We start from the raw sequence: 23034 nt of genomic DNA on the forward strand, positions 1-23034 counted from the left end.
ATCCGACAGTCCTAGCCGCTCAAGCCCGGCGCTTGCGCCCCGGGCGTCAAGGGCCTATTGCGCCAGGATCCACTGCGCCAGGTTCTTCAGTGCCTTGGCGTCTTTGGTATCGATGATCTTGTGTTCGTCTTCGGTGCCATCTTCCAGCTTGATCTTGGGACCCGTGGTGATGTTCTTAATGATCTTGTCTTCACCATCAGCCTTGCCGGCGTACTTGGCGGCAATCTTCTTGTACGAGGGGCCCTTCTTGGTCTTGTCAATGGCGTGGCACTTGAAGCAGTCGTTCTTCTTGGCCAGCGACTGGGCAGCATCGGCGTCCACATCGGCAGCAAATGCACTTCCGCCCAGGCCAAGGAAAGCAGCCAATGCAAACGAAGTGACACACGTCACAGCACGAAAAGAAGTAAAGGTTGCGGATTTCATACGACTTGGCCCCTAACAATGCAGATTGATTAACAAAGGTTTACTCGCGGTTTACCTTGCAAACAATTTTGCGCGCGTACCTTGTCTACCGATATAGGAAGCACAGTAGATTTCGCATAGGAATATTCCTATACGAAGCTTTATTTGAGCTTAGTCAACCAAATGGTGGTCAATTGCGTAGCGGACCAAGTCAATCTGGGTGCTCAAGTTCATCTTTGCCAGGATATGGGTCTTGTGCGTGCTGACGGTTTTGACACTGAGTGAAAGCTCCGCAGCGATAGCGGTCAGCCCCATGCCGCGCACGATGCGGCTGAACACGTCGAACTCCCGGTCCGTCAGCAAGGTGTGCGGCAGACTCTGGCTCTGGGGCGCCATATCGCTGGCCAGCAACTCTGCCACGTTCGGGCTGATGAACATGCCGCCCGCGACCACCCGGCGCATAGCGGGCAACAGCAGCTCCGAATCACCTTCCTTGGACAGGTACCCGGATGCGCCAGCACGAATGGCGCGCACCGCGTACTGCTCCTCCGGATGCATGCTGAAGATCAATATGGGCAATTTGGGGCGCAGGTTTTTGACCATCTTGACCAGTTCCAAACCATTGCGCCCCGGCATGGAAATGTCCAGCACCAGCAGACTCCAGTCCCTTGCCCGCACTTGCTCCAGCAAAGCGTTGCCATTGGCCGCCTCGCCCTGCACCACCAGGTCATCGGTGTCTGCCAGGATCTTTCTCAGACCGTCGCGAATGATGGCGTGGTCGTCGGCGATCAATACATCGTGCTTCATATAACTGCTTTCATGCGTTTCTCTGGGGCGACTCAGCCTCTTCAGCCGGCACTCTGACTTCCAGCCGCGTTCCCTCACCCGCGTAACTGCGGACCACAAAACCTGCGCCGATGGCAGCGCATCGCTCCCGCATGCTGACCAGCCCGATGCCCCGGCTGGCCCTGCCGGAATCAAAGCCGCAGCCGTTGTCCTGAATGGACAGGAGCAAGGCGTTGTCGCGGAACCCCAGGGAAACTTCTACCTTGCTGGCCTGCGCATGCCGCGCCACGTTGGTCAAAGCCTCCTGCACGATACGGAACAGTGCCGTGGCCAGGATGTCGTCCTGGACCCGGTCCGCATCCTGCAAATGGAGGTCGACCTGGATTCCGCTGTGCTTGAACATGTCCTGTGCCTGCCAGCTCAAGGCCTCACGAAAGTCCAGATCGTCCAAAACCCGGGGCCGCAATTCCGTGGCGATGCGCCTGACCGAACCGATGGCGGCATCCATCTGGTGACGCATTTCATCCACATCCTTCACCGTCGTCGGCTTGCCATCCTTGAGCCGGCTGCCCAGCCAGGACAGGCTGAGCTTGAGCCCGGTGAGCTGCTGGCCCAGGTCATCATGCAACTCGCGCGAAATGCGCTTGCGCTCCTCTTCCCGCACGCTCTGCAAGGACGCCGAAAGCTCGCGCAACTGCGTGTTGACCAGCCGCAACTCTGCCTCGGCAGCGCGATGTTCGGAAACGTCGCGCAAGACGGCCGTCATCTGCATCTTTCCGCCGATGACGGAGCGTGAAAGCGTAGCTTCGAGAGGGAATTCCGTGCCGTCGGATCGCAGGCCCATGATCTCTGCGTTTCCCGCTGCGGCCCGTGGCGACTCCATACCGCGCAAACCCGACGGGATCAGCAGGTCCAAGGGCTGGCCTGTGACTGCCACTGCTTTGCGGCCAAACATTTTTTCCGCAGACGGATTGAACAGCACGATGCGCATCGCTTCGTCCACTGCCACGATGGCATCCATGACCGAATTCACCGTATGCTGGTAGCGCTCATCGGCCGCATTCAAAGCCATGGTGAGCTGGTGCTTGAGGCGCAGCTTTCCCACCAGATAAGTGGCCACCAAGGCCGTAAAGACGCTCACCAGCAAGGCACCAATGCCGATCGGCCATGCCGTCTCGCGCCAGGCTACCAGCCGTTGGGACGCGTCATCCGCCACGCTGACCCGTATGGGAAATCCGGCCAGATGGCCCATGGCATAGGTCAGTGGCGTGCCGTCCTCGGCCACATGGTCCACCGCCTGCACGGCGCTGGTCGGGTCTGTTTCCAGCAACTTGCCCCACTCGGGAGCGAACTGCCCCAAGGCGCTTTCACGATGGGGCCAACTCGCAAACAAGGTTCCGTCAGACAGGTAGAAGGCAATGGGCCGCACGTAGTCGAGTTGCACCACGCTGTACATCTTCTCGAAGGTTGTCAGGTCCACGGCCACTACCACTACCCCGCGAAAACGCCCGTTCTCCGCAAGCAGCGGACGTGCCAGGTTGAGCGTCCAGCCGGTGTCGTCACTGTTGCGCAGTGGCCGCCCTATCACCAGGCCATCTGCCCCGCGCTGCACCAGGCGCCGGAAATAGTCGGTTTCTGCCAGGTTGGTCGACGCCGGCGCGTTGGTACCGGAGGCATTGATGAGCCGACCCTGGGCATCCAGCAGAAACAGGGAGCGGACCTGGCGCATCCCCGCCACTCTGGAATTGAGCAAAAGCCGCACCGTCTGGCCTGATAAATCCTGCTGCGTACCAAAGGGGGTTTGCAGGCGCTCCTGCACGCCTTTCAGAACCAGATCCATGGTCTCAAACTGCCGCTCCGTCTGTTGCACCACCATCTGGGTCAGATTGGCCGTCTCCATGCGGGCATGGTTCATCTCCCGGTCACGCAAACCCCAGAGCAGAAAACCCACCGATAACAGAATGGCCGAGATGGTCAGCGTAGCCAACAGCTTCACGTAGCGACCAGACCCTTGCACCATGGTTCTGCGGGCCCTCAAGGTTGCGCCGAACGGATCAGGCCGGCAATCCACTTTTGCGCCTGCGGGCTGTCCCACTCCCGGGCACCGTAGTACTTGCCCAACACGCGCCCTTTGGCATCCACCAGCACGGTAAGCGGCAGGCGATTGGCACCCAGCATGTTCTCCATTTCCAGCGCCCGGTCAATGTAGTGGTTGAGTGTGGCGTTGGCACTGCGCAAATACGCCTTCGCGGCGGCCTCGCTGTCATCGGTGGAGATGCCTATGACGGCAAACTGCCTGGATTGGGTCTGCCAAGCCAGCCGCTCCAACGAGCCCATCTCCATGCGACACGGGCCGCACCAGCTCGCCCACACATTGATCAGCAGCGGCTTGCCCCGGTATTGGGACAGCGCCCGGTCCGGTCCGTTGAGTCCACGCAGGGTAGCCTCGCGCAAGCTCGCGCCGACCACCACCTCATCGGCGGTCTTGGCCAGGACGGGCCCGCCCCAAGCCAGCGCGCAGCTCAGGCCCACCGCGCACAGCACCCTGCATGAATGTATTTGCATAGGGACCGAACATAGCAGAAGCCGATTGCCTGCGGATTTGCTTTAGGTCAGCCAATACGGAAACAAGAACAGGGGCCAAGCCCCCGTCGCCAAATGCTTCCCGCGCGCTTAGGCCTGCTGGCGCTTGCGACGTTTGACGGCAGCACCGATCAGGCCCAGGCCAGCCAGCAACAGTGCATAGGTTTCAGGCTCTGGCACCGCAGCCGTCAACACGATCAGTTGCGACTTCGCTCCCGCCGGAGCGCCTGCGGTCTGGTCCTGCTCCGCAACCAGATAGATGACGCCCTTTTCATCCACCGTAACGCCTTCAATGGCGTTGTTCGGCACAACGGTCGAGAGGTCAAACGAGCTCAGCACCTGCCCCTGGCGGTTGACTTCGATCAGCATCTTGGAGCCCAAGCTGAGCACCAGCAGGTTGTCGGCGGCTGGCGTTCCCGCAAAGGAATCCACCGGAGAGAGCGTCTGCACATCGGACAGTGTGCTCAAACCCATCAGCGCAGGATTAAACAGCTGGGTCACAGTCGATGTGCCAGTCTGTCCCGCGGCGAAGCTCAGTGTGCCGGCAAAGATGTTCTCGGGGCTTTCCTGCTTGACGGCAACAAAGCTGCCGTTGCGCGGGTCGTAGCTGATACCTTCCATGCCGCTGTTGTTGTTGGGGTAACCCGTGACAACGTGCACAGAGCTGTTGGTCAGGCTAGCGGTGCCGCCCTGGCTGTAGTTGAACTTGTAGGCGTCATAGAGGCGCTCTTCGCCCACAACCAGCGTTCCATTGCCCAAGTAGGTCAGGCCTTCCGTATCGTGCTTGGTACTTCCGGTGCCGGTCCAGTCAAAGGACATGGTGCCAAGGGTCTGGCCGGTCTTGGAAATCTCCACCACGCCGGTGCCTTCATCGCCGACAAAGAACAGGGTGCCGCGGTCACGGGCATACGCCACTGCAGAAGCTTCCAGGCCGGACACCCCCGTACCCGTGGTTCCGGCAAGAATATCCAGCGAATAGATGCCGCTGACGGAGTAGTTGCCCAGTTGAATGGAGCTTGCCGCGTTAGCGCACAAGCTGGTGGCTGCCAACGCAGCCAGGAAAATGTGTTTGAGTTTCATGCGTGATGGAATCCGGGATAAAAAGAATCAGGACCGGCGGCGACGCGCGATAGCGCCAACGATGCCCAGGCCAGCGAGCAGCATGGCAAAGGTCTCGTTTTCTGGCACAGCGGCAATGCTGCCAGGGGATCCGATCTCGGTGCCGGAGACTGCGGTGTGTGCACCGTTGATACCCACTTGGCTAAGCTGCGAAATGGTCACACCATTGAGGCCAGCGGCATTGTCAAACGTCTGGTAGGGAGAGGTGGCGTCCGATGCACCGAAGATCACCTTGGCCTGCAGGGTACCTGTGTTATCGAAAATGTTCACCTGGTCGCTGGTGGTACTCAAGCCGACTCCACTGCCGCTGTAGTAACCAATAGGGGTGCTGCCTGTGAGCCAGTCGTTCTTCAAGGCGGTGACTTGCGTAGCACCTCCTTCCACAAAGATCACTGACTGGCCGGCGTTGATGGTGGTCACACCGTTTAGCGCGACCGCCGAGCTGAAACTGGCGCTGTCGTCGTCCATTTTCCAACCCGCAATGCTCACCGCGGTACTTCCAAAGTTGGTCATTTCAAACCAGTCGGCGGCGACCGTGGAATTGCTGCTGCTCCAGGGCGCGACTTCGGTAATGCGAACTTGCGCCTGTGCCGACATGGCGCAGAAAACCAGGCCCGTGGCAGCCCAACCGAGAAGCGATTTCTTCAGTGAAAACATGTGTGAGGTTCCTAAGAAGTGAGCCAAGGATCGGATGACCCTGAATTTCTAAAAGGCCGATACTAGACACCGGGTGTTACAGAAAGTGACCAGATTCGCCACATTTGATCCACCAAAAGGATGAGCAATATGAACGAACCACACCGCGAAAATTCTTCTTCGGCAATACCCAACCTGATTCCAGGATTTGCACCATCAGCCCCCAGTCTGCCCGGGTGGCTGGAGGCTGGCCTGCAGTCGGGCGCGGAGCACATCACCGTATTGGCGCAACGCGCCTACCGCCTGCGCGCGGTACAAGTGGACGCACCTCTGCTGGTGGTTCCCCTGGCCGGGGTGAAGCGCGTGGATGTGGAGGGTAAGCAGGCGGATATTGCCTGTGGCGAATTTCTGATGGTGCACCATGCCTGCCGCATGGGAGTGGAGAATCTGCCACCTCCGGGGGGCAATGCAGGCTATCGCGCCTGGGTGCAGCCTTTTTCCTGGCACGTCATTTCCATGACGCGCACCCTGTTGGGCGAGCATGGCGACCGCACCTCCCGGGCCACCGCTATCGCCAGACCATTCACCTGTGGCGAGCTGACACCCTTGCTGAGCGGCGTGCAGAACTACCTGGCTGCCATGGCCCCCACCAGCCAGGCGCCAAACGCCGCACAACGCGACCATGCGTTGATCGGATTGCTGCTGGCACTGGCGCGCGCCGGGCATGACCAGTTCCTGCATGCGCAGGACCCTTCCATGGCCGCGCGCATCCGGCTGCTGGTGGCCCAAGCGCCGGCGCGCAATTGGTCTTCCAGCGACTTCGAAGCGGCCTTGCACGTGAGTGGCGCCACTTTGCGCAGGCGATTGGCGCAAGAAGAGACCTCGTTGCGAACCATACTCAAGGAAACCCGGCTGCACCATGCGCTGGGCCTGTTGCAATCCAGCCGCCGCCCTCTCAAATCCATTGCGCTGGCTTGCGGCTACCAGTCCCTCTCCAGCTTCAGCCGCGGCTTTGCAGCCCAGTTTGGGGTTGCCCCCACTGCGGTCGCCAATACCTGAGCGTTTCGCGTGGCGTTTTGAGCGCACGGCGCAGGCACATTCCTGGAACATGGGACCCAGCACGCAGCACCGCTTTGCTGTCCGTGCCGGCCTTTGGAGATCGGCGGTTCAGATCTCGGTTGTTATCAGGAGTTGTACATGAACAAGTCTTTTTTCCCCATGGTGTGCGCACTCGCCTTGGCCACAGGTGTCTCTTTGCAAGCAAGCGCGCTGGAGCTGAGCAGCACCGACATTGGCAATGGCAAGACACTGGGCAACGCCCAGGTGTTCCAGGGATTCGGATGCTCGGGCGGCAACATCTCCCCTGCCCTGCACTGGAGCGATGTGCCTGCTGGCACCAAGAGCTTTGCCATCACCGCCTATGACCCGGACGCCCCCACCGGCAGCGGCTGGTGGCATTGGGTCAGCTACGATCTGCCGGCCTCGGTGAGCAGCCTGCCAGCGGGCGCGGGCAAAGCTGGCGCCATGCCGGCAGGCGCCAAACAAGGTCGCAACGACTTTGGCAGCAATGACTTCGGCGGCGCCTGCCCGCCTCCCGGCGACGCACCGCACCGCTACGTCTTCACCGTCTTTGCGCTGAAGGTAGACAAGCTCGATGTGCCCGCCGATGCCTCCGCAGCGCTGATTGGCTTCATGCTGAACGCCAACAAGCTGGCTACCGCATCCATCACGGCGCGGTACGGGCGCTAGCGCGCCATCCATTGCCGCAGCCCGGCATGAGGGCATCGTGTTTTGCATAGACTCGGTGACCTCATTCCAAGGAAACCATGACTGCGAAAAAAGACTCTTCCCCATTGACACCTCTGCAAATAGGCCTGGTCATCGTCGCTCTGGCCTGCGGCGGTTTTGGCATAGGAACGGGTGAGTTCGCCATCATGGGTCTGCTGCCGGGTGTCGCCAGCACATTTGCCGTGACGATCCCGCAGGCAGGATATGTGATCAGCGCCTATGCGTTGGGTGTGGTGGTCGGCGCACCGCTGATTGCCATTGCAGGTGCGAAGTCTTCGCGCCGCACATTGCTTCTCATCCTGATGACAGTCTTCGCTATCGGCAATCTGGCCAGTGCACTAGCTCCCGACTTCCTGAGTTTCATCGTCCTGCGCTTTCTCTCGGGGCTGCCGCACGGCGCTTACTTCGGCGTATCCGCGCTGGTGGCGGCCTCACTCGCGCCGATTCACATGCGCACACGGGCCGTAGGCTATGTGATGTTGGGGCTTACGGTTGCCACCTTGGCTGGCACACCGGTCATGGCGCTGTTCGGGCAATTCCTCAGCTGGCGCATGATGTTCCTGGCCGTTGGAATAATTGGCGCGCTGACCGTGACACTGATCTGGATCTACCTGCCGCGCGACAAGCCGGCTGCGGGTGCCAGCGTGATGCGGGAGCTGGTAGCGTTCACGCATCCGCAGGTGCTGCTGACACTCACGTTGGCTGCCACCGGCTTTGGTGGAATGTTTTCCATCTTCTCCTACATTGCCAGTACGACCACCATGGTTACTCACCTGCCTGCCGCCATGATCCCGGTGATCATGGTGCTGTTTGGCATCGGTATGAATGTGGGCAATGTGGTGGGCTCCAAATTGGCCGACAAGTCCCTGATGGGAACCATAGGCGGCATGCTGGTATTCAACATCGTGGTGATGACTCTGTTCAGCCTCACGGCAGCCTATCCCGTCATGCTGTACATCTCGACGTTCCTGATTGGCTGCACCTTTGCCGCTGGCCCGGCCATACAAACCCGGCTGATGGACGTGGCCGCAGACGGCCAGACTTTGGCTGCTGCGTCGATGCATTCCGCCTTCAACATCGCCAACGCATTGGGCGCATGGCTAGGCGGCCTGGTGATCGCCTACGGATATGGCTATGCGGCAACCGGCTATGTTGGCGCCGTGCTGTCGTTCTTTGGATTGTTTGTATTTGCGGCTTCCGTGCTGCTTGAGCGGCGCAACGGCAGGGTCAACGACTCGGTCTGCGTTGCGGCAACTTAGAGCCGCTGCCGCCCTAGTGGGTCGCACCGTTGGACCGCTTATTCGTAATGCGTCCACATTCGCAACACACGAACAATACGTTCCTCGGTGAAAACCTCATACACCATACGGTGCTGAATGTTGATGCGGCGCGAATAGGCACCTGCAAGGTCACCTACCAACTTTTCATACGGCGGTGGATTCTGAAACGGATCAGCCGCCAGAATCTCCAGCAATTCCTGCGCCTTTGGCTTCAACCCGCTGGTGCTAATTTTCTTTGCGTCTTTGAGTGCCTGCTTGGCAAACACCACTTCCCAACTCACCACTTCAGTGCCTTCGCACTCTTTGCCAGAGGCTCAGCCATACCGGCCTTGATGGATTCGCGCATCCCCGGCACCGCAAGAAGATACAACGTTTCTTGGATGGCACTCCAATCTTCAGCCGACAGCAATACAGCACTGGATCGCTTGCCAGAAATCATGATGGGTTGATGAGACTCTGCCGCCTCATCAATGATGCGATAAAGATTCGCGCGGGCTTCGCTGGCGGTGAGTGCGTGCATGGTGTACTTCCTTAGATTCGGCAATAATGGTACGCAATTTCGTACGCTATGTCAACCAACCAACGTACAACTTGAAGCACGGAATTTCTGCAATTCGCGATTCGCCATTCACATCAGCACGAATCGAAAGAACCGGACTCACACGCCAGCGAGTACTTTGCGAACCAAAGGAGATGCCAGACTGACGAGACCGATGATGTTCAATGTGAACGTACCCCAGAAGACCAACCGAAACTCACGCTTGGAAGACTTGTGGCGTAGCAGCTGCTGCGCCAGCAATGCCCCCGGCCAGCCGCCGGAAAGTGACAGCAAGTGGAGCGTGCTCTCTGGCGTGCGCCAATTGCCGCGCGCTGCTGCTGATTTGTCAACTGCATAGGCGATAAAGGTCGCTGCGCTCAGGCCGACATAAATGCCTGCCACCCAAAGCGGGAGTCGCCACAAGTAGCTGAGCGCCGCGTAGAGCAAGAGGAATGCTGGTATGGCAAAGAGAGACGCAGTGCCCCATTGGGCCGAACTGTCGCGTTGCCTTGGCACAGACAACCGGCGAGGGCGAATCAAATGAACGTTACGCGCTCTCTTACCCTTTGGGCTCATCTCCACTTCGAAAGTGACTGCTTGATTCGGCGTTGGTCGCCCTACCCCTTTGGGCCAAGCAGACACATGAACGAAGATGGGCTCGCCGCCCTGCATTGAGTCGATACGGCCAAAGCCGCGTTCTTCGTTCCAGTACGTGAGGACGCCTTCAAATCGCATAAAAAAAGCCCCGAACGCTAGGAGCCCGGGGCTTTTGCACGTGTGTTGCCAATGCGGTTGTCAGATCAGCGGCACACCTGTCTTGCTCTGCGCAAACTCGCGCGTCACGCCCTCAGCCAGCTCAACGACGCTGATGCCGTGTGGCGTCACGTCGAAGACGCCCAAGTCCGTGATGATGCGGTCTACCACACCCACGCCGGTGAGCGGCAGTGTGCAGCTGGGGATGATCTTGAAGTCTTCGGTACCGTCCTTCTTCTTGGCAACGTGTTCCATCAGCACGATGACGCGCTTCACGCCTGCCACCAGGTCCATGGCGCCGCCCATGCCCTTGACCATCTTGCCGGGAATCATCCAGTTGGCCAGATCACCCTTGGAGCTCACCTGCATGGCGCCCAGAATGCTCAGGTTGATCTTGCCACCACGGATCATGGCAAAGCTCTGGTCCGAGCCAAAGATGCTGGAGCCCTTGATGGTGGTCACCGTCTGCTTGCCAGCGTTGATCAGGTCTGCGTCCACCGCGTCTGCCGTGGGGAACGGGCCGATGCCCAGCATGCCGTTTTCCGATTGCAGCCAGACTTCCTTGTCGGCGGGCACGTGGTTGGCCACCAGCGTGGGGATACCAATCCCCAGGTTCACATAGAAACCATCTTCCAGTTCCCGCGCAGCGCGTGCTGCCATTTGGTCTTGCGTCCAGGCCATGGTCAAACTCCTGCTTTCTCGGTGATGGTGCGTTTCTCGATGCGCTTTTCGGGCGTTGCATTGAGCACGATGCGGTGTACGTAGATGCCTGGCAGATGCACCTGATCGGGCTCGAAGGTTCCGGTTTCCACGATCTCTTCAACTTCCACCACGGTGATCTTGCCGGCCATAGCCACAGCCGGGTTGAAGTTGCGCGCGGTAAAGCGGAACTGCAGGTTGCCCGACTTGTCGGCGCGGTGCGCCTTGACGAGAGAGACGTCAGGAACCAGGGAGCGCTCCATCACATAGGTTTCACCATCAAACTCGCGCAGTTCCTTGCCGTCGGCCACGATGGTGCCCACACCAGTCTTGGTGAAGAAGGCAGGTATGCCCGCGCCGCCAGCACGCAGCTTCTCTGCCAGTGTGCCCTGGGGCGTGAACTCCAGTTGCAGTTCGCCCGCCAGATATTGGCGCTCGAACTCCTTGTTCTCGCCCACATAGGAGGAAATCATCTTCTTGATCTGGCGCGTTTCCAGCAACTTGCCGAGACCGAAGCCGTCCACGCCGGCGTTGTTGGAAATGACAGTCAGGTCTTTGACGCCGCTGTCCTTGAGCGCTTCGATCAGCGCCTCCGGGATTCCGCACAGACCGAAACCGCCCACAGCCATCAGTTGGCCGTCTCGGACGAGACCTTTGAGCGCTTCATCGGCGCTGGGATATATCTTGTTCACTGCCTGGTTCTCCTCAAAAACAGATGGTCATACGATACTACGTAATGAGATACGTAGTTTTTCGTAGAGTCCAACCCTTGTAAACCGTTCACCGCTGAACACGCCATGGATATTGATTACCGCCTCGCGTTCGAGATGGCCCCGGTCGGCCTGGCCCTGTCGCGCAACCGCACCATCATGGATTGCAATCAGCATCTGTGTGACATGTTCGGTGCCGAGCGCACGCAACTTGTGGGCCAGTCCTTTCTGGTGCTCTACCCCAGCGCCGACGAATATGAGCGAACCGGTGCGCGCATAGCACCCATCCTGAACCGCAACGGTACCTATTCAGACGACCGCATCATGAAACGTGTGGGTGGCAGCCACGCAGGCGAACCGTTCTGGTGCCATGTCACCGGACGGGCGTTGAACCGCAACGCGCCTCACGAGGCCGGCATCTGGTGCTTTGAGGACTTGAGCGCCAGCCGCCCGGTCAAAGCCGAGCTGACGGCGCGAGAGCGCGAAGTGGCAGCCTACCTGATGCAAGGTCTCACCAGCAAACTCATAGGCAAGACCCTGGCCATCAGCCACCGCACCGTGGAAATCTACCGGGCCCGCTTGATGCGCAAGTACAAGGCGTCCACCACCGCCGATCTGGTGCACAAGCTCACCGCCGGCTGAATGAAAAAGGGCAAGCGACTTCTCGCCTGCCCTTTGCTTCCTGGAGCCACGCTCTGGTCAGAAAGTTTCCAGTGCCAGCAACCCGGTGGCCGTGTTGGAAATCGGGATGTGGTAGTTGCTGTGTACCTTGCGCACGCCGCTGTTGGCGCCAGCGGACAATGCCGAGCGCATGGCCAACCAGGCCAGCAGCTCGATACCCTGGGTGCCGGTCTTTTCCACCAGCTCATGGATGCTGAACTGGGTCGCCCACGCGGGGTTGGTCTCCAGGCTTTGCAGGAATTGCAGGTCGAATTCCTTGTTGATGAAGCCGGCGCGCTCGCCTTCAAGCTGGTGACTCAGGCCCCCGGATGCCACAAAAGCCACCTTCTTGTCGCTGTTCCAGGCAGCCACCGCCTCGCCAACGGCATGACCCAATGCGAACACGCGGCGGGCATGGGGCAGCGGGAACTGCACAGTGTTGATGCACACCGGCACCACCGTCACCGGGCAATCACCCTCGGGCCAGAACAATTTGAGCGGCAGGGTACAGGCATGGTCCACCAGCATTTCCTGGCAGGTGGTGACGTCAAACTCCTGGTCGACCAGATGGTTGATGATTTCCCAGGACAGATCCACCTCGCCCTTGAACGGAGGCAGCGTGGGAATGCCCCAGCCTTCGTCGGCGTTGTTGTACAGGGCTGCGGCGCCCACGGCGAAGGTAGGCATCTTGTCGAGGAAGAAGTTCAGGCCGTGGTCGTTGTAGAACATCACCACCACGTCGGGCTTGACCTTGCCCAGCCACTGCTGCACGGGTGGAAAGCCATCAAAAAAGGGTTTCCAGTAGGGCTCCTGCTGCAAGCCCTTGTGGATTGCGCCGCCGATTGCGGGAATGTGGGAAGTGCCCAGACCGCCAATGATTTTTGCCATGTTGTGTGTGCTCCTACGTAGGGTGTTTTATTTACCGGCGGCCACCAGCATGGCCTTGAATTCGTCCTTGGTCATGCCGCGCTGTTGCGCGCCAATGTCCTGCATGTCGAGCTTGAAGATGCCGGCGAACTTGGCCAGGTAGTAGGCATTGCCGCCCTCTTCCAGCAGCTGCAGCACCTGCTTGGAGCGGATGGCCGCCTTTTGCGAATCGGTGAGCTGGTATTTGGTCATGTAGGCCTCTTCGTCCTTCAGGAACTCGGCGCGGTTTTCGGCGGAGTTGAACGAAAAGCACATCTTGTTGAGTGCGTAACCACGCTTGGCGTACTCGCCATCAAAAGGATTGGTGCCCGGAATGGGGGGCAATGCCGGTTTGGAAGCCACAGTCTGTCTCCTGCATGGGGTTGAAAGTGGTTGCAGTGTCAGCCATCCATTGCCAAAGATAAACAGATCAATCATGATTGAATATATGAGTAAATTCGATCATTTGGACCTGGACGGGCGTCTGCTGCAATTGCTTGTGGCGGTAGTGGAAACCGGCTCCGTCACCCGCGCGGCTGAGCGCCTGGGCGTCACCCAATCCGCCGTCAGCCACCTGTTGGACAAGCTGCGCGCCATCACCAACGACCCGTTGTTTGTGAAATCCGGGCGCGGCATCGTGGCGACCGAACGCGCCGAAAAGCTGGCTGCGCAAGCGCGCGAGCTGCTGTCCACGCTGCAAGGATTTGCCCAGTCCGACCAGTTTGATCCGGCCCTTTGGAACACCACCATCACCATTGCCGCCAACGATTTCCAGCGCGATCTGCTGCTGCCAGCACTTATGACGCGCCTGCGCACCAGGGCGCCTGGATTGGCGCTGCGGGTCATTCCGTCCGACGTACCCAGCCTGGAAATGCTGCGCAACGAGCGCTGCCAACTGGTCATCAGTCCCCGACCGCCCGACGGGACAGACGTGGTGCAAAAACGCCTGTTCGAAGACCAGTACCAGGTGTTCTATGACCCGCAGGTACGTCAGCCGCCGCTCACGCGCGCGCAATACCTGTCAGCCCGCCACGTGACCGTGGTGTACGAGCCACGCCGCTCACTGGACTTCGACCAGTGGCTTGCCGACAAGGGCGTGCACCGGCAATTCGCCGTCACCGTACCCGGCTTTGCGGGCATTGCCCCCTTCGTCCAGGGAACGGATCTGCTGGCAACCGGGCCTGGGCTGCTGGGTCGGCATATGCTGCGCGACCTCGCGAGCACCAAGGTTCCCCTGGCCTGCCCACGCATGCCGATGTTCATGGTCTGGCACATGCGGCACCAGCACAACCACGCGCATGCCTGGTTGCGGGGGCAGGTGGATGAGGTTGCAAAGGCGGTTATTGCTTGAGGTGTTTGGCCCCCTCTCCCAACAAGAAACTCAGTAACTCAACCGCGCCACCGACCGCAACACCTCCGCCGTCGTGGTCGGCAAATCAAAGTACTCCAGATAAGCCGGAATCTGCTCAAACAGCATGTCCGAGCCCACCTGCACCGCGCATCCCTGGGCCTTGGCCGCCTGCAGGAAGGCGGTCATCTCGGTGCGCATCACCACTTCGCCCACAAAGGTGTTGGCCGACAAGCGAGAGACGTCCAGCGGTAGCGGGTCGCCCTCGTTCATGCCCATGGGTGTGGCGTTCACCACCAAATCAAAGCCGTGCGGATCGTTGGAACCGGTGGTCACGTTGATAGAGGGGTAGTTCTGCTGCAAGCGTTGGCCCAGGGCGGTTGCGCTGGCTGTGTTGACGTCATACAGGGCAATCGCTGCAATGCCAGCTGCGGCAAGGGATGCCGCGATGGCACTGCCCACACCGCCAGAACCCACCACCAGCACGCGCTTGCCCTTCAGGCTTAAGCCCTTGCGCTGCACGCCCCGCACAAAGCCCTCGCCATCAAACATGTCACCCACCAGCTTGCCGTCGGCGCGGCGCTTCACTGCATTGCAGGCACCGGCCACCTTGACCGTGGGCGTGACTTCGTTCAGCAGCCCTACGGTGGTCACCTTGTGCGGCATGGTGATCAGGGCACCGCGGATATTGGTCAGGCTGAACACGGCCTTGAGAAACGCCGGATAGTCCGGTACCTGGCACCCCATAGGTACCACCACCGCATTGATTCCCGCCTGCTCGAAGTAGGGGTTGTAAATCATCGGCGACTTGAAGGTGTGGGTGGGGTAGCCGATGTGGGCGATGATTTCTGTGTTTCCGTTGATCATGCTGTGTTGTCAGAGAAGGTTGCGCATGGCGCGTGCAGTTTCCTGCAGCACCCCCAGGACACGCCGCAGCGCGTCCTCAGTCGATTCATGGCCCATGGGCATGGAGACGCTGACCGCGCCCACCAGATCCCCATGGTGGTCTATCAGTGGCACGGCGATGCCCCGGTAATTCAGCTCCAGCTGCTGCTCGGAAACCGCCCAGCCCTGCTGGCGCACGCGGGCCAGCTCCAGGCGCAAACGGTCCTTGTTGTCTATGGTGTGCGAGGTGTAGGCCTTGAGTTCGTGGTCTGCCAGCCAGCGGTCCACCCACTCCGGGCCGCGCAAGGCCATCATCAGCATGCCTGCCGCAGTGACGCGCGCCTGCACCCGCGAACCCAGGACAAAGCCGGTATTCATGCTGCGGTTGCTGCCGTTGCGTGCCACGTAGACGATGTCGTCCCCGTCCATCACGCTCACATACGCAATTTCGTTGGTGCCGGCGGTGACCCGCTGCAGGAAAGGCTGCACCACGCGAGGCAGGCGCGCCGACTCCAGATAGGACTGGCCCAGCCGCAAGACGCGCGGCGTCAGCCAGAACAGCTTGCCATCGGTGGCCACATAGCCCAAATGCTGCAAGGTCAACAGATAGCGGCGCGCGGCGGTGCGGGTCATGCCGCAGCGCTCACCGGTCTGGCTGGCCGTCATGCGGGAATGTGCGTCGTCAAAGGCCTCGATGATGGACAGCCCTTTTTCCAGGCCGGCAATCCAGTCGCGCTTGTCCAGCCCCTGAGCCAGCGCGCTCTGGGTGCTTGGGTCTTGTGGTGTCTGGAATGCCATGGCAGCAATTTTGATTTCAAGGAGCGCCGCCCGGCCTAAGTGCTAACCCTCGAAACGATCGATTATCGAACATTTATGTTCGTTAATCGGTCATAAATTGGAAATTAAGCTTTTTGTTTTGAGATGTCACCGCTAAAGTTCGCTCCGAATCAGCCAAATTGAGCGATCAACGCACAAAACGGAACACCAACCGCTCCGCGACTGCCGCTCTCCTTGCACTGGCTCAGTTGGCCCAAATGAGTAACTACTTCCCTAGAGGAGACACCTTCATGCAAAAACGCACCACCCTCAAACTGATCGCAGCCTGCGCGGCGCTGGTCTGTGCTGGCACCGCCTTCGCACAGCAAACCATCAAGATCGCCAACATCGTGGAACTCTCCGGTGCGGGCGCAACTTCCGGCACCAACTTCAAGAACGGCGTTGAAATGGCCGTCAAGGAAATCAATGCCGCTGGCGGCATCCTGGGCAAGAAGATCGAAACCACCACGGCCGATACGCAGAGCAACCCCGGCGTGGCCAAGGGCCTGACACAAAAGGCCATTGATGAAGACGTGTTCGCCATCTACGGCCCGGTGTTCTCCGGCTCCATCATGGTGTCCATGGCCGAAAGCCGCCGCGCTGAGATCCCCAATTTCACCGGTGGTGAAGCTGCAGCCATCACCCAGCAGGGCAACCCCTACATCTTCCGTACCGCGTTTGGCCAGGCCCAGAGCTTCCCCAAGATTGCGCGCTACATCAGCGACGTGGCCAAGGTCAAGACACTGGCTGTCCTCTACGTGAACAACGACTTCGGCAAGGGCGGTCTGGACAACATCAAGAAGAACCTGGCCAACACCGCCACCAAGGTCGTAGCAGAAATCTCCACCGACTCCGGTCAGGTCGACTTCTCCGCTGCAGTGCTCAAAGCCAAGCAAAGCGGCGCTGACGCCCTGTTCAGCTATTCCAACGAGGAAGAGTCCGCCCGCATCCTGCGCGAGCTGCGCAAGCAAGGCTGGAACAAGCCTGTTATCGGTGAAACCACCCTGACCGGCCAAAAGGTGATTGAGCTCGCTGGCGACGCTGCCAATGGTGCAGTAGGCCACGTCGGTCTGACCGTGGACGCACCCAACCCCGAGGTGCTGAAGTTCAAGGCCAAGTTCTACCAGGAATACAAGTACATCTCCGATCACAACGGCATCAAGGGCTACACCGGTGTCTACATGCTCAAGGCTGCCATTGAAAAGGTCGGCAAACTCGATCGCAAGGCCGTTGCACAAGCCCTGCACGGCTTGGTCATCAGCGCCAAGAAGTACCCTGGCGTGCTGGTGGACGTGGCCATTGACCAGAACGGCGACCTGGACCGCGAAAGCTATCTGGTGGAAGTGAAGAACGGTAAGCAGGAAGTCACCACCGTGCTGCCACCGGTCAATCCATCCTTGTTTGCCTCTGCTGCACCTGCTGGCGCCGCCAAGCCTGCCGCCAAGAAGTAAGCCTTTTCTGAACGTACTGCGGACCTTCCCATGACCGACTTCCTCCAACTGCTGTTCAGTGGCATGGCCACGGGCGCAATTTACGGCCTGGCTGCGCTGGGCTTTACCTTGCTGTGGCAGGCCAGCGGCACCATCAACTTCGCCCAAGGCGAGTTTGTGATGCTGCCGGCCTTCATGATGCTGGCCTTCATGTCCATGGGCGCACCTTTGCTGGTGAGCTTCGGGCTGTCGGCCCTGGTGGCTGTAGTGGTCCTGGGTTGGGTCTTCAAGCGCGGCATAGTGGACCCACTGTTCAAGTACGGCATGATGCCCATCGTGGTGGCCACCATCGGCCTGTCCATCTCCATGCGCAGCGTCATCCGTGCTGGTTACAGCGCAGAAGCCTCACCCTTTCCCAGTCTGTTTGCCGACAAGCTGTACAACATCGCCGGCGTGACCATCACGCTGGCTGATGTGGGTACCTTTGTGCTGGCCATCGCGCTGGTGTTTGCAACCCAGGCCTTCATGACCAAGACGGTGACCGGTCGCGCCATGCAGGCAGTTGCGCAAAACACCGAAAGTGCTTCGGTGCTGGGCATCAACGTGCCCCGCATGATCTTTTACGCATTTGCCATCAACGCCGTGCTGGCCGTGGCTGCCGCGCTGCTGGTCACGCCCACCTATCTGGCCAAGTTCGACATGGGTGAGAGCCTGGGCAACAAGGCCTTCTTCGCCGCCATCATCGGTGGATTCAACAACTCCCGCGGCGCCCTGCTGGGCGGGCTGATTGTGGGCATCTGCGAGAACCTGGCTGCGGCCTACATCTCGCCAGCCTACAAGGACGCCGTCGCACTGGTGATCTTCATGGTTGTGATCCTCTTCAAGCCGCAGGGACTCCTGGGCAAGAAGGAAGAGCGCAAGGTTTGAACCCGCAAGAGACACGCATCATGAAAAAATTCTCTCTCATTGCCTGGCTGGTGGCTGGCGCGATTCTGCTGATCGCCCCGCCCTTTCTCAAGAACTACGGCATCTACCTGCTGAGCTACTGGATGGTGTTCGTCATCGCCACCATGGGCCTGAACCTCACCGTCGGCTATGCCGGTCAAAAGTCCCTGGGACATGCCGCCTTCTTCGGCATCGGCGCCTACGTGGTCGCCTTGATGATGAAGGCCGGCCTGAGCTTCTGGCTGGGCCTGCCCGTTGCCGCAGCGATCTGCTTTGTGGTGGGCATCATCCTGGGCTTTCCGGCCCTGCGCGTGCAAACCATCTACCTGGCTTTCGCCACCCTGGGCTTCAACACGGCGGTGTGGCTGGTCATGCGCAACGAAGAGTGGCTGACCGGCGGCACCTTCGGCATCAACAACATTGCCCGCCCCTCGCTGTTCGGCTATTCGCTGGAAAGCAACCTGGCCTATTACTACTTCGTGCTGGGTGCTACCGTGGTCATGGGCCTGCTGCTGATGGGCCTGCTGCGCAGCCCCTGGGGCAAGGCGTTCACTGCCCTGCGTGACAACCCCATCCGCGCCGAGAGCCTGGGAATCAACACCCGCGCCTACACCTTGCTGAGCTTTGCCATCGGTGCCGCCTATGCAGGCATTGCGGGTGGCCTGCTGGCCTCGCTGGTGCAGTTCATTGAGCCTGCCCCCTTCGCCGTGGGCTCCTCCATCATGATGTATCTGATGGTGGTTGTGGGCGGCCCCGGCTACTTCCTGGGCCCGGTACTGGGTGCTGCCGTGGGTGTGGTGCTGCCCGAGTGGCTGCGCTTTGCCCAAGCCTGGTATCTGTTCGTGTTCGGTAGCGCCGTGGTGCTGCTGATGATCTGGTTGCCCGACGGTCTGCTGAGCATTCCCGACCGCATCCGCGCCAAGAAACAAGCCAAGGAAGCGTCTGCTGCACGCGCGCTTTCTGCCAAGAGCATGGGAGCCCAGGCATGACACATCCCCACCACCATGACCGCGCAGCCAATGCTCCGGTCCTCCAGGTGACCGGCCTCAAGAAATCCTACGGCGCGATCCAGGCTGTAGGCGGCGTGAGCTTCCAGGTGCAACCCGGAGAAATCTTCGGCGTGATCGGCCCCAACGGATCAGGCAAGACCACGCTGTTCAACAGCATGCTGGGCCAGATCACACCTGACGCCGGCAAGATCGAACTCAACGGCGAAGACGTGACGCAGCTCGGTCCGCTGGAGCTCAACCGGCGCGGCGTGGGCCGTACCTTCCAGACGCTGCAGGTATTCGGCAAGATGAGCGTGCGCGACAACCTGATCGTGGCTGCCCAGGAACACAAGGGCTCCATGTTCAGCCGCATGTTCGCCCCCGGCGACTCCGGTCTGGGTGACAAGGCCGACGCACTGATCGACCAGTTCCGCATCCGCCACGTGGCCCACAAGAAAGCGGGCGAGCTGTCGTACGGCCAGCAAAAGCTGGTGGACATTGCCATGGCCTTCATGAGCCAGCCCGATCTGGTGTTGCTGGATGAGCCCTGCGCCGGTGTGAACCCGAGTCTGGTGGGCGGCATCTCCACCCTGCTCAAGCAACTCAACCAGAACCCGCAGATTGGCAAACACAGTTCTTTTGTGGTGATTGAACACAACATGGACTTTGTGATGGACCTGTGCCACCGCATCATGGTGATGGTCGAAGGCAAGGTCATGGCCATCGGCACTCCGGCGGAAATCCGCGCCAACAAAGAGGTGCTGGACGCCTATTTGGGCAGCTAACGCCATGCCGCATTCCGCACGTACCACCGCCGTCTGTTCTCGTCGTGTCGCTTGCTCTTCTGGGCGTGGCCATGCGGGACTCGGGCTGACGTGGCACTCAGCGCCGTTCGTGTCCCCCGGCCTTCGGCCTCCTCCTTTACCTCACCGCGCTGAGCGCCACGCCATCCCGAGTCAAGAGGCATTGTTGGCACGCCAAGGGCTTTCAGTCATTGCACGCCAACACTGCGGTTTGCCGCTGACATCGGGGTGGGTGGTGCAGCGAAATAAAGGGGGAGCCTGCAGGGCGGAGGACATTCGCGGAACCATCCACCCCGGTGGCAGCAGCATGCCCACCCGCAACGCGCGCAATGCCTCGTACCAAACGCAAGCAGAAACAACACCTGGAACAAAACATGTCTGAAACCTGCATTGAATTCAACGACGTAGTGGCCGGTTACAAGGATTTCATGATCCTCAACAACCTGTCGTTCAAGGCCAAGAAGGGCACCATTACCCTGCTGCTCGGACCCAACGGCGCGGGCAAGTCCACCGTACTCAAGACGCTCTTTGGCCTGCTCAAACCGCGCCAAGGCAGCATCAAGCTCGACGGTGTGGAAATCGCTGGTGCAACGCAGAAACAATTGCTGGCACACGGCATTGCCTTCGTGCCGCAAGGCCGCAACCTGTTTGGCCAGCTCACCGTGTTCGAGAACCTGGAACTGGGCGGCATCACGCTGGGCATGAAGACCACGCACGAGCGCATTCCCGAGGTGCTGGAGTTCTTCCCCCGCGTGAAAGAGCGCATGAACTCGGCCGCATCGGCCCTGTCCGGCGGTGAGCAGAAGCAACTGGAGATCGGCCGCGCCCTGCTGCTGCGCCCCAAGGTGATCCTGATCGACGAACCCTCCATCGGCCTCTCCCCCATGGTAGTGCAGGATGTGTTCAAGCTGCTGCGCCGTCTGGCCAACCAGGGCACCACCGTGCTCATGGTGGAGCAGAACGTCAAGAGCGCCCTGAAGATTTCGGACGAAGCGATTGCGCTGGAGTCCGGCCGCCTGGTGCTGCAAAAACCCGCCTCCGACCTGCTGGAGGACCCGAACATCGAACGCCTGTTCCTGGGCGGTGCGCACGGTGCCGCTGCGGCGCCTGCCTCTGATCTGACTTCCGTCGTCTGACGCCTTCTACCGGGAGAACCTACCATGCCACAGAGTCAGAACCTACGCCAAGGCGGCATCGAGCGTGAGGACATTTTCGAAGGCCCCAACCCGCTGGGTCTGATGGGGGTGGAATTCATTGAATACACCACTTCCAAACCTCAATCACTGGGTAACGTGCTGGAGACCATGGGCTTTCGGCCCATAGCCCGCCACCGCTCGCGTGAAGTGCTGCTGTACCGTCAGGGCGATCTGAACATCATCGTCAATGCCCATGGCGACGGTGCGGTGGTCACCGAGCGCCCACAGATTGCAGCCATCGCCCTGCGCGTGCAGGATGCCGCCGCCGCCTACAAGCGCGCGTTAGACCGCGGCGCCTGGGCCGTACCTGTGCATGTGGAGGTGATGGAGCTCAACATCCCGGCCATCCATGGCGTGGGCACCAGCCGCATCTATTTTGTGGACCGGCATGGCGACTTCTCCATCTACGACGTGGACTTCATACCCATTCCCACCGTGGACCAGCATCCACCGGCCGTCACCGGCCTGCACCTCTTCGGCGTGGTGCAGTACATCGGCAACGAGCGCACGGCAGACTGGACCGAGTTCTACGGCTCACTGTTCGGCTTCACCGCGCTGGAAGACACGCAACGCTTTGGCATTCTGCCCAAGGGGCGCATTCTGCAAAGCCCGTGCAAGACCTTCTACCTGCAGCTCATCGAGCCCGAGCCCGGCATCCTGGATGTGGAAGACGACGAGTGCCTGCAGCGCATAGGCCTGGGCACGCCCGACGTGCCTGCCACCGTGGCAGCGCTGCGCAAGCTGGGCATGGACTTCGTTCCGCCCAAGGATGAGCAGCAGGCCCAGCGCGGTGCCCTGACCCGCACACCAGTCAGTGGAGCCATGTTCGAGCTGGTGCTACAGGTCCGGAGCTGATCCGCCATGACGCAATTCCAGGGCAATTTCGACAACTTCGGGATGGACACCATCTCGCTGGCCGGCCCGCTCAAGGCCAAGCTGCAGGCCATCAAGAACGCCGGCTTCACCCAGGTGATGTTGCTGGCGCGCGACCTGGTAGGGCACCCGGACGGCTGGCGCGCTGCCGTGCAGGAAGTCAAGGACAGCGGCCTGCGCGTCACCGGCTTTCAGGTGTTGCGCGACTTCGAGGGCCTGTCAGGACACCTGCACGACTACAAGGTGGACATTGCCAAGTCCATGATGGAGATGTGCCACGCGCTGGACTGCCACGTGATGCTGGCCTGCTCCTCCACCTCCACGCACGCCACCGGCGACAAGGACAAGCTGGTGCAGGACCTGCGCAAGCTGGCCATGCTGGCCATTCCCATGAACATCAAAATCGCGTTCGAGGCCTTGTCCTGGGGACGCAACATCAACGAGTTTCCGCAAGCCTGGGACATCATTGCCGAGGCCGACATGCCCAACCTCGGGCTGGGCTTTGACTCCTTCCACATGTTCGCCACCAAGACGCCCATGGAAGACCTGGAGCTGCTGGACCCGGACAAGATCTTTCTGGTGCAGCTGGCCGACTTCATGTGGAACGAAATCAAGACGGTGGAGGAGCGCATCAGCACGGCGCGCACCTTCCGCGTCTTCCCCGGTGAAGGCGTGCACAGCGATGCCCTGGCCGCCTTGGTGCTCAAGCTGCACCAACTGGGCTATCGCGGCGACTACAGCTTTGAAGTCTTCAACGATGACTACCAGCAGATGCCGCTGGACGTCGTGGCCCGCCGCGCGCAAAAAGCGGCGCTCTGGCTGGGTGAGGATGTGCTGCGCCGCTCGGTGCCGCTGCCCAATGCCCTGCGCCTCAAGCGCACCGGCTGAG

At 60.3% G+C, this 23034-nt stretch carries 27 protein-coding genes; 12 read left to right on the forward strand and 15 right to left on the reverse strand.

Annotated elements, in window-relative coordinates; genetic code table 11:
- Positions 1-54 precede the first annotated feature (54 nt).
- From AAGF34_RS22580 to AAGF34_RS22605, 6 genes are all read right to left on the reverse strand, one after another.
- Complete coding sequence (locus AAGF34_RS22580) at positions 55-423, reverse strand: c-type cytochrome (RefSeq protein ID WP_342617950.1); 369 nt, start codon at positions 421-423, stop codon at positions 55-57.
- A gap of 150 nt (positions 424-573) precedes the next feature.
- Positions 574-1209 carry a response regulator transcription factor gene (locus AAGF34_RS22585; protein WP_342617951.1) on the reverse strand — a complete coding sequence of 212 codons (636 nt, stop codon included), beginning with the start codon at positions 1207-1209 and terminating at the stop codon, positions 574-576.
- A 10-nt stretch (positions 1210-1219) separates the two neighbouring features.
- Positions 1220-3208, reverse strand: a complete 1989-nt coding sequence (locus AAGF34_RS22590; protein WP_342617952.1) for a cache domain-containing protein — start codon at positions 3206-3208, stop codon at positions 1220-1222.
- A 14-nt stretch (positions 3209-3222) separates the two neighbouring features.
- Positions 3223-3753 carry a TlpA disulfide reductase family protein gene (locus AAGF34_RS22595; RefSeq protein ID WP_342617953.1) on the reverse strand — a complete coding sequence of 177 codons (531 nt, stop codon included), beginning with the start codon at positions 3751-3753 and terminating at the stop codon, positions 3223-3225.
- A 108-nt stretch (positions 3754-3861) separates the two neighbouring features.
- Entirely contained in the window at positions 3862-4851 is a 990-nt protein-coding gene (locus AAGF34_RS22600; RefSeq protein ID WP_342617954.1) for an SdiA-regulated domain-containing protein, read from the reverse strand.
- A gap of 27 nt (positions 4852-4878) precedes the next feature.
- Positions 4879-5547 carry a lamin tail domain-containing protein gene (locus AAGF34_RS22605; RefSeq protein ID WP_342617955.1) on the reverse strand — a complete coding sequence of 223 codons (669 nt, stop codon included), beginning with the start codon at positions 5545-5547 and terminating at the stop codon, positions 4879-4881.
- A gap of 129 nt (positions 5548-5676) precedes the next feature.
- Between AAGF34_RS22605 and AAGF34_RS22610 the strand changes: the two genes are divergently transcribed.
- The 3 genes from AAGF34_RS22610 (at position 5677) to AAGF34_RS22620 (ending at position 8573) form a co-directional block, all read left to right on the forward strand.
- Complete coding sequence (locus AAGF34_RS22610; protein WP_342617956.1) at positions 5677-6585, forward strand: AraC family transcriptional regulator; 909 nt, start codon at positions 5677-5679, stop codon at positions 6583-6585.
- 159 nt (positions 6586-6744) lie between these two features.
- Positions 6745-7275 carry a YbhB/YbcL family Raf kinase inhibitor-like protein gene (locus AAGF34_RS22615; RefSeq protein WP_342621164.1) on the forward strand — a complete coding sequence of 177 codons (531 nt, stop codon included), beginning with the start codon at positions 6745-6747 and terminating at the stop codon, positions 7273-7275.
- Between the two features lie 77 nt (positions 7276-7352).
- Positions 7353-8573, forward strand: coding sequence for an MFS transporter (locus tag AAGF34_RS22620; RefSeq protein WP_342617957.1), 1221 nt, complete (start codon positions 7353-7355; stop codon positions 8571-8573).
- 38 nt (positions 8574-8611) lie between these two features.
- Here the strand turns inward: AAGF34_RS22620 and AAGF34_RS22625 are convergent, their stop codons facing one another.
- From AAGF34_RS22625 to AAGF34_RS22645, 5 genes are all read right to left on the reverse strand, one after another.
- Positions 8612-8875: a Txe/YoeB family addiction module toxin gene (locus AAGF34_RS22625; protein WP_342617958.1), complete on the reverse strand. Its 264-nt coding sequence runs from the start codon at positions 8873-8875 to the stop codon at positions 8612-8614.
- Positions 8872-9114: a type II toxin-antitoxin system Phd/YefM family antitoxin gene (locus AAGF34_RS22630; RefSeq protein WP_342617959.1), complete on the reverse strand. Its 243-nt coding sequence runs from the start codon at positions 9112-9114 to the stop codon at positions 8872-8874. The genes AAGF34_RS22625 and AAGF34_RS22630 overlap by 4 nt, the downstream gene beginning before the upstream one ends.
- A 138-nt stretch (positions 9115-9252) precedes the next feature.
- On the reverse strand, positions 9253-9867 hold the full coding sequence (locus AAGF34_RS22635) for a cold shock and DUF1294 domain-containing protein (RefSeq protein ID WP_342617960.1): 615 nt from the start codon (positions 9865-9867) through the stop codon (positions 9253-9255).
- A gap of 60 nt (positions 9868-9927) precedes the next feature.
- Positions 9928-10566 carry a 3-oxoacid CoA-transferase subunit B gene (locus tag AAGF34_RS22640; RefSeq protein WP_342617961.1) on the reverse strand — a complete coding sequence of 213 codons (639 nt, stop codon included), beginning with the start codon at positions 10564-10566 and terminating at the stop codon, positions 9928-9930.
- A gap of 2 nt (positions 10567-10568) precedes the next feature.
- Positions 10569-11276, reverse strand: a complete 708-nt coding sequence (locus AAGF34_RS22645; RefSeq protein ID WP_342617962.1) for a CoA transferase subunit A — start codon at positions 11274-11276, stop codon at positions 10569-10571.
- A 105-nt stretch (positions 11277-11381) separates the two neighbouring features.
- On the opposite strand from AAGF34_RS22645, the gene AAGF34_RS22650 reads away from it, so the two are divergent.
- Complete coding sequence (locus tag AAGF34_RS22650) at positions 11382-11936, forward strand: PAS and helix-turn-helix domain-containing protein (protein ID WP_342617963.1); 555 nt, start codon at positions 11382-11384, stop codon at positions 11934-11936.
- A 57-nt stretch (positions 11937-11993) separates the two neighbouring features.
- On the opposite strand, the gene AAGF34_RS22655 is transcribed toward AAGF34_RS22650, so the two are convergent.
- Both AAGF34_RS22655 and AAGF34_RS22660 read right to left on the reverse strand, forming a co-directional pair.
- A complete protein-coding gene (locus AAGF34_RS22655) occupies positions 11994-12842 on the reverse strand; it encodes a class III extradiol dioxygenase family protein (RefSeq protein ID WP_342617964.1) in 849 nt (282 codons plus the stop codon).
- Positions 12843-12869: 27 nt separating this feature from the next.
- Positions 12870-13223 (reverse strand): protocatechuate 4,5-dioxygenase subunit alpha, encoded by a 354-nt coding sequence (locus tag AAGF34_RS22660; RefSeq protein WP_342617965.1) that lies wholly within the window; start codon positions 13221-13223, stop codon positions 12870-12872.
- An 85-nt stretch (positions 13224-13308) separates the two neighbouring features.
- Here AAGF34_RS22660 and AAGF34_RS22665 point away from each other — a divergent pair, with 85 nt between their 5' ends.
- Positions 13309-14211: a LysR family transcriptional regulator gene (locus AAGF34_RS22665; protein ID WP_342617966.1), complete on the forward strand. Its 903-nt coding sequence runs from the start codon at positions 13309-13311 to the stop codon at positions 14209-14211.
- Between the two features lie 30 nt (positions 14212-14241).
- Here the strand turns inward: AAGF34_RS22665 and AAGF34_RS22670 are convergent, their stop codons facing one another.
- Both AAGF34_RS22670 and AAGF34_RS22675 read right to left on the reverse strand, forming a co-directional pair.
- Entirely contained in the window at positions 14242-15075 is an 834-nt protein-coding gene (locus tag AAGF34_RS22670) for a ThiF family adenylyltransferase (protein WP_342617967.1), read from the reverse strand.
- Between the two features lie 9 nt (positions 15076-15084).
- Positions 15085-15891 (reverse strand): IclR family transcriptional regulator C-terminal domain-containing protein, encoded by an 807-nt coding sequence (locus tag AAGF34_RS22675; RefSeq protein WP_342617968.1) that lies wholly within the window; start codon positions 15889-15891, stop codon positions 15085-15087.
- Positions 15892-16160: 269 nt separating this feature from the next.
- On the opposite strand from AAGF34_RS22675, the gene AAGF34_RS22680 reads away from it, so the two are divergent.
- The 7 genes from AAGF34_RS22680 (at position 16161) to AAGF34_RS22710 (ending at position 23033) form a co-directional block, all read left to right on the forward strand.
- Positions 16161-17360, forward strand: a complete 1200-nt coding sequence (locus AAGF34_RS22680; RefSeq protein WP_342617969.1) for an ABC transporter substrate-binding protein — start codon at positions 16161-16163, stop codon at positions 17358-17360.
- Between the two features lie 30 nt (positions 17361-17390).
- Positions 17391-18266, forward strand: a complete 876-nt coding sequence (locus tag AAGF34_RS22685) for a branched-chain amino acid ABC transporter permease (protein WP_342617970.1) — start codon at positions 17391-17393, stop codon at positions 18264-18266.
- A 20-nt stretch (positions 18267-18286) separates the two neighbouring features.
- On the forward strand, positions 18287-19273 hold the full coding sequence (locus AAGF34_RS22690; protein WP_342617971.1) for a branched-chain amino acid ABC transporter permease: 987 nt from the start codon (positions 18287-18289) through the stop codon (positions 19271-19273).
- Complete coding sequence (locus AAGF34_RS22695) at positions 19270-20058, forward strand: ABC transporter ATP-binding protein (protein ID WP_342617972.1); 789 nt, start codon at positions 19270-19272, stop codon at positions 20056-20058. The genes AAGF34_RS22690 and AAGF34_RS22695 overlap by 4 nt, the downstream gene beginning before the upstream one ends.
- A gap of 392 nt (positions 20059-20450) precedes the next feature.
- On the forward strand, positions 20451-21212 hold the full coding sequence (locus tag AAGF34_RS22700; RefSeq protein ID WP_342617973.1) for an ABC transporter ATP-binding protein: 762 nt from the start codon (positions 20451-20453) through the stop codon (positions 21210-21212).
- A 24-nt stretch (positions 21213-21236) separates the two neighbouring features.
- On the forward strand, positions 21237-22127 hold the full coding sequence (locus AAGF34_RS22705) for a 4-hydroxyphenylpyruvate dioxygenase (RefSeq protein WP_342617974.1): 891 nt from the start codon (positions 21237-21239) through the stop codon (positions 22125-22127).
- 6 nt (positions 22128-22133) lie between these two features.
- Positions 22134-23033: a sugar phosphate isomerase/epimerase family protein gene (locus AAGF34_RS22710; RefSeq protein ID WP_342617975.1), complete on the forward strand. Its 900-nt coding sequence runs from the start codon at positions 22134-22136 to the stop codon at positions 23031-23033.
- The last annotated feature ends 1 nt before the right edge of the window (position 23034 follow it).

The organism is Rhodoferax sp. GW822-FHT02A01 (assembly GCF_038784515.1).
Lineage (GTDB): Bacteria > Pseudomonadota > Gammaproteobacteria > Burkholderiales > Burkholderiaceae_C > Allorhodoferax.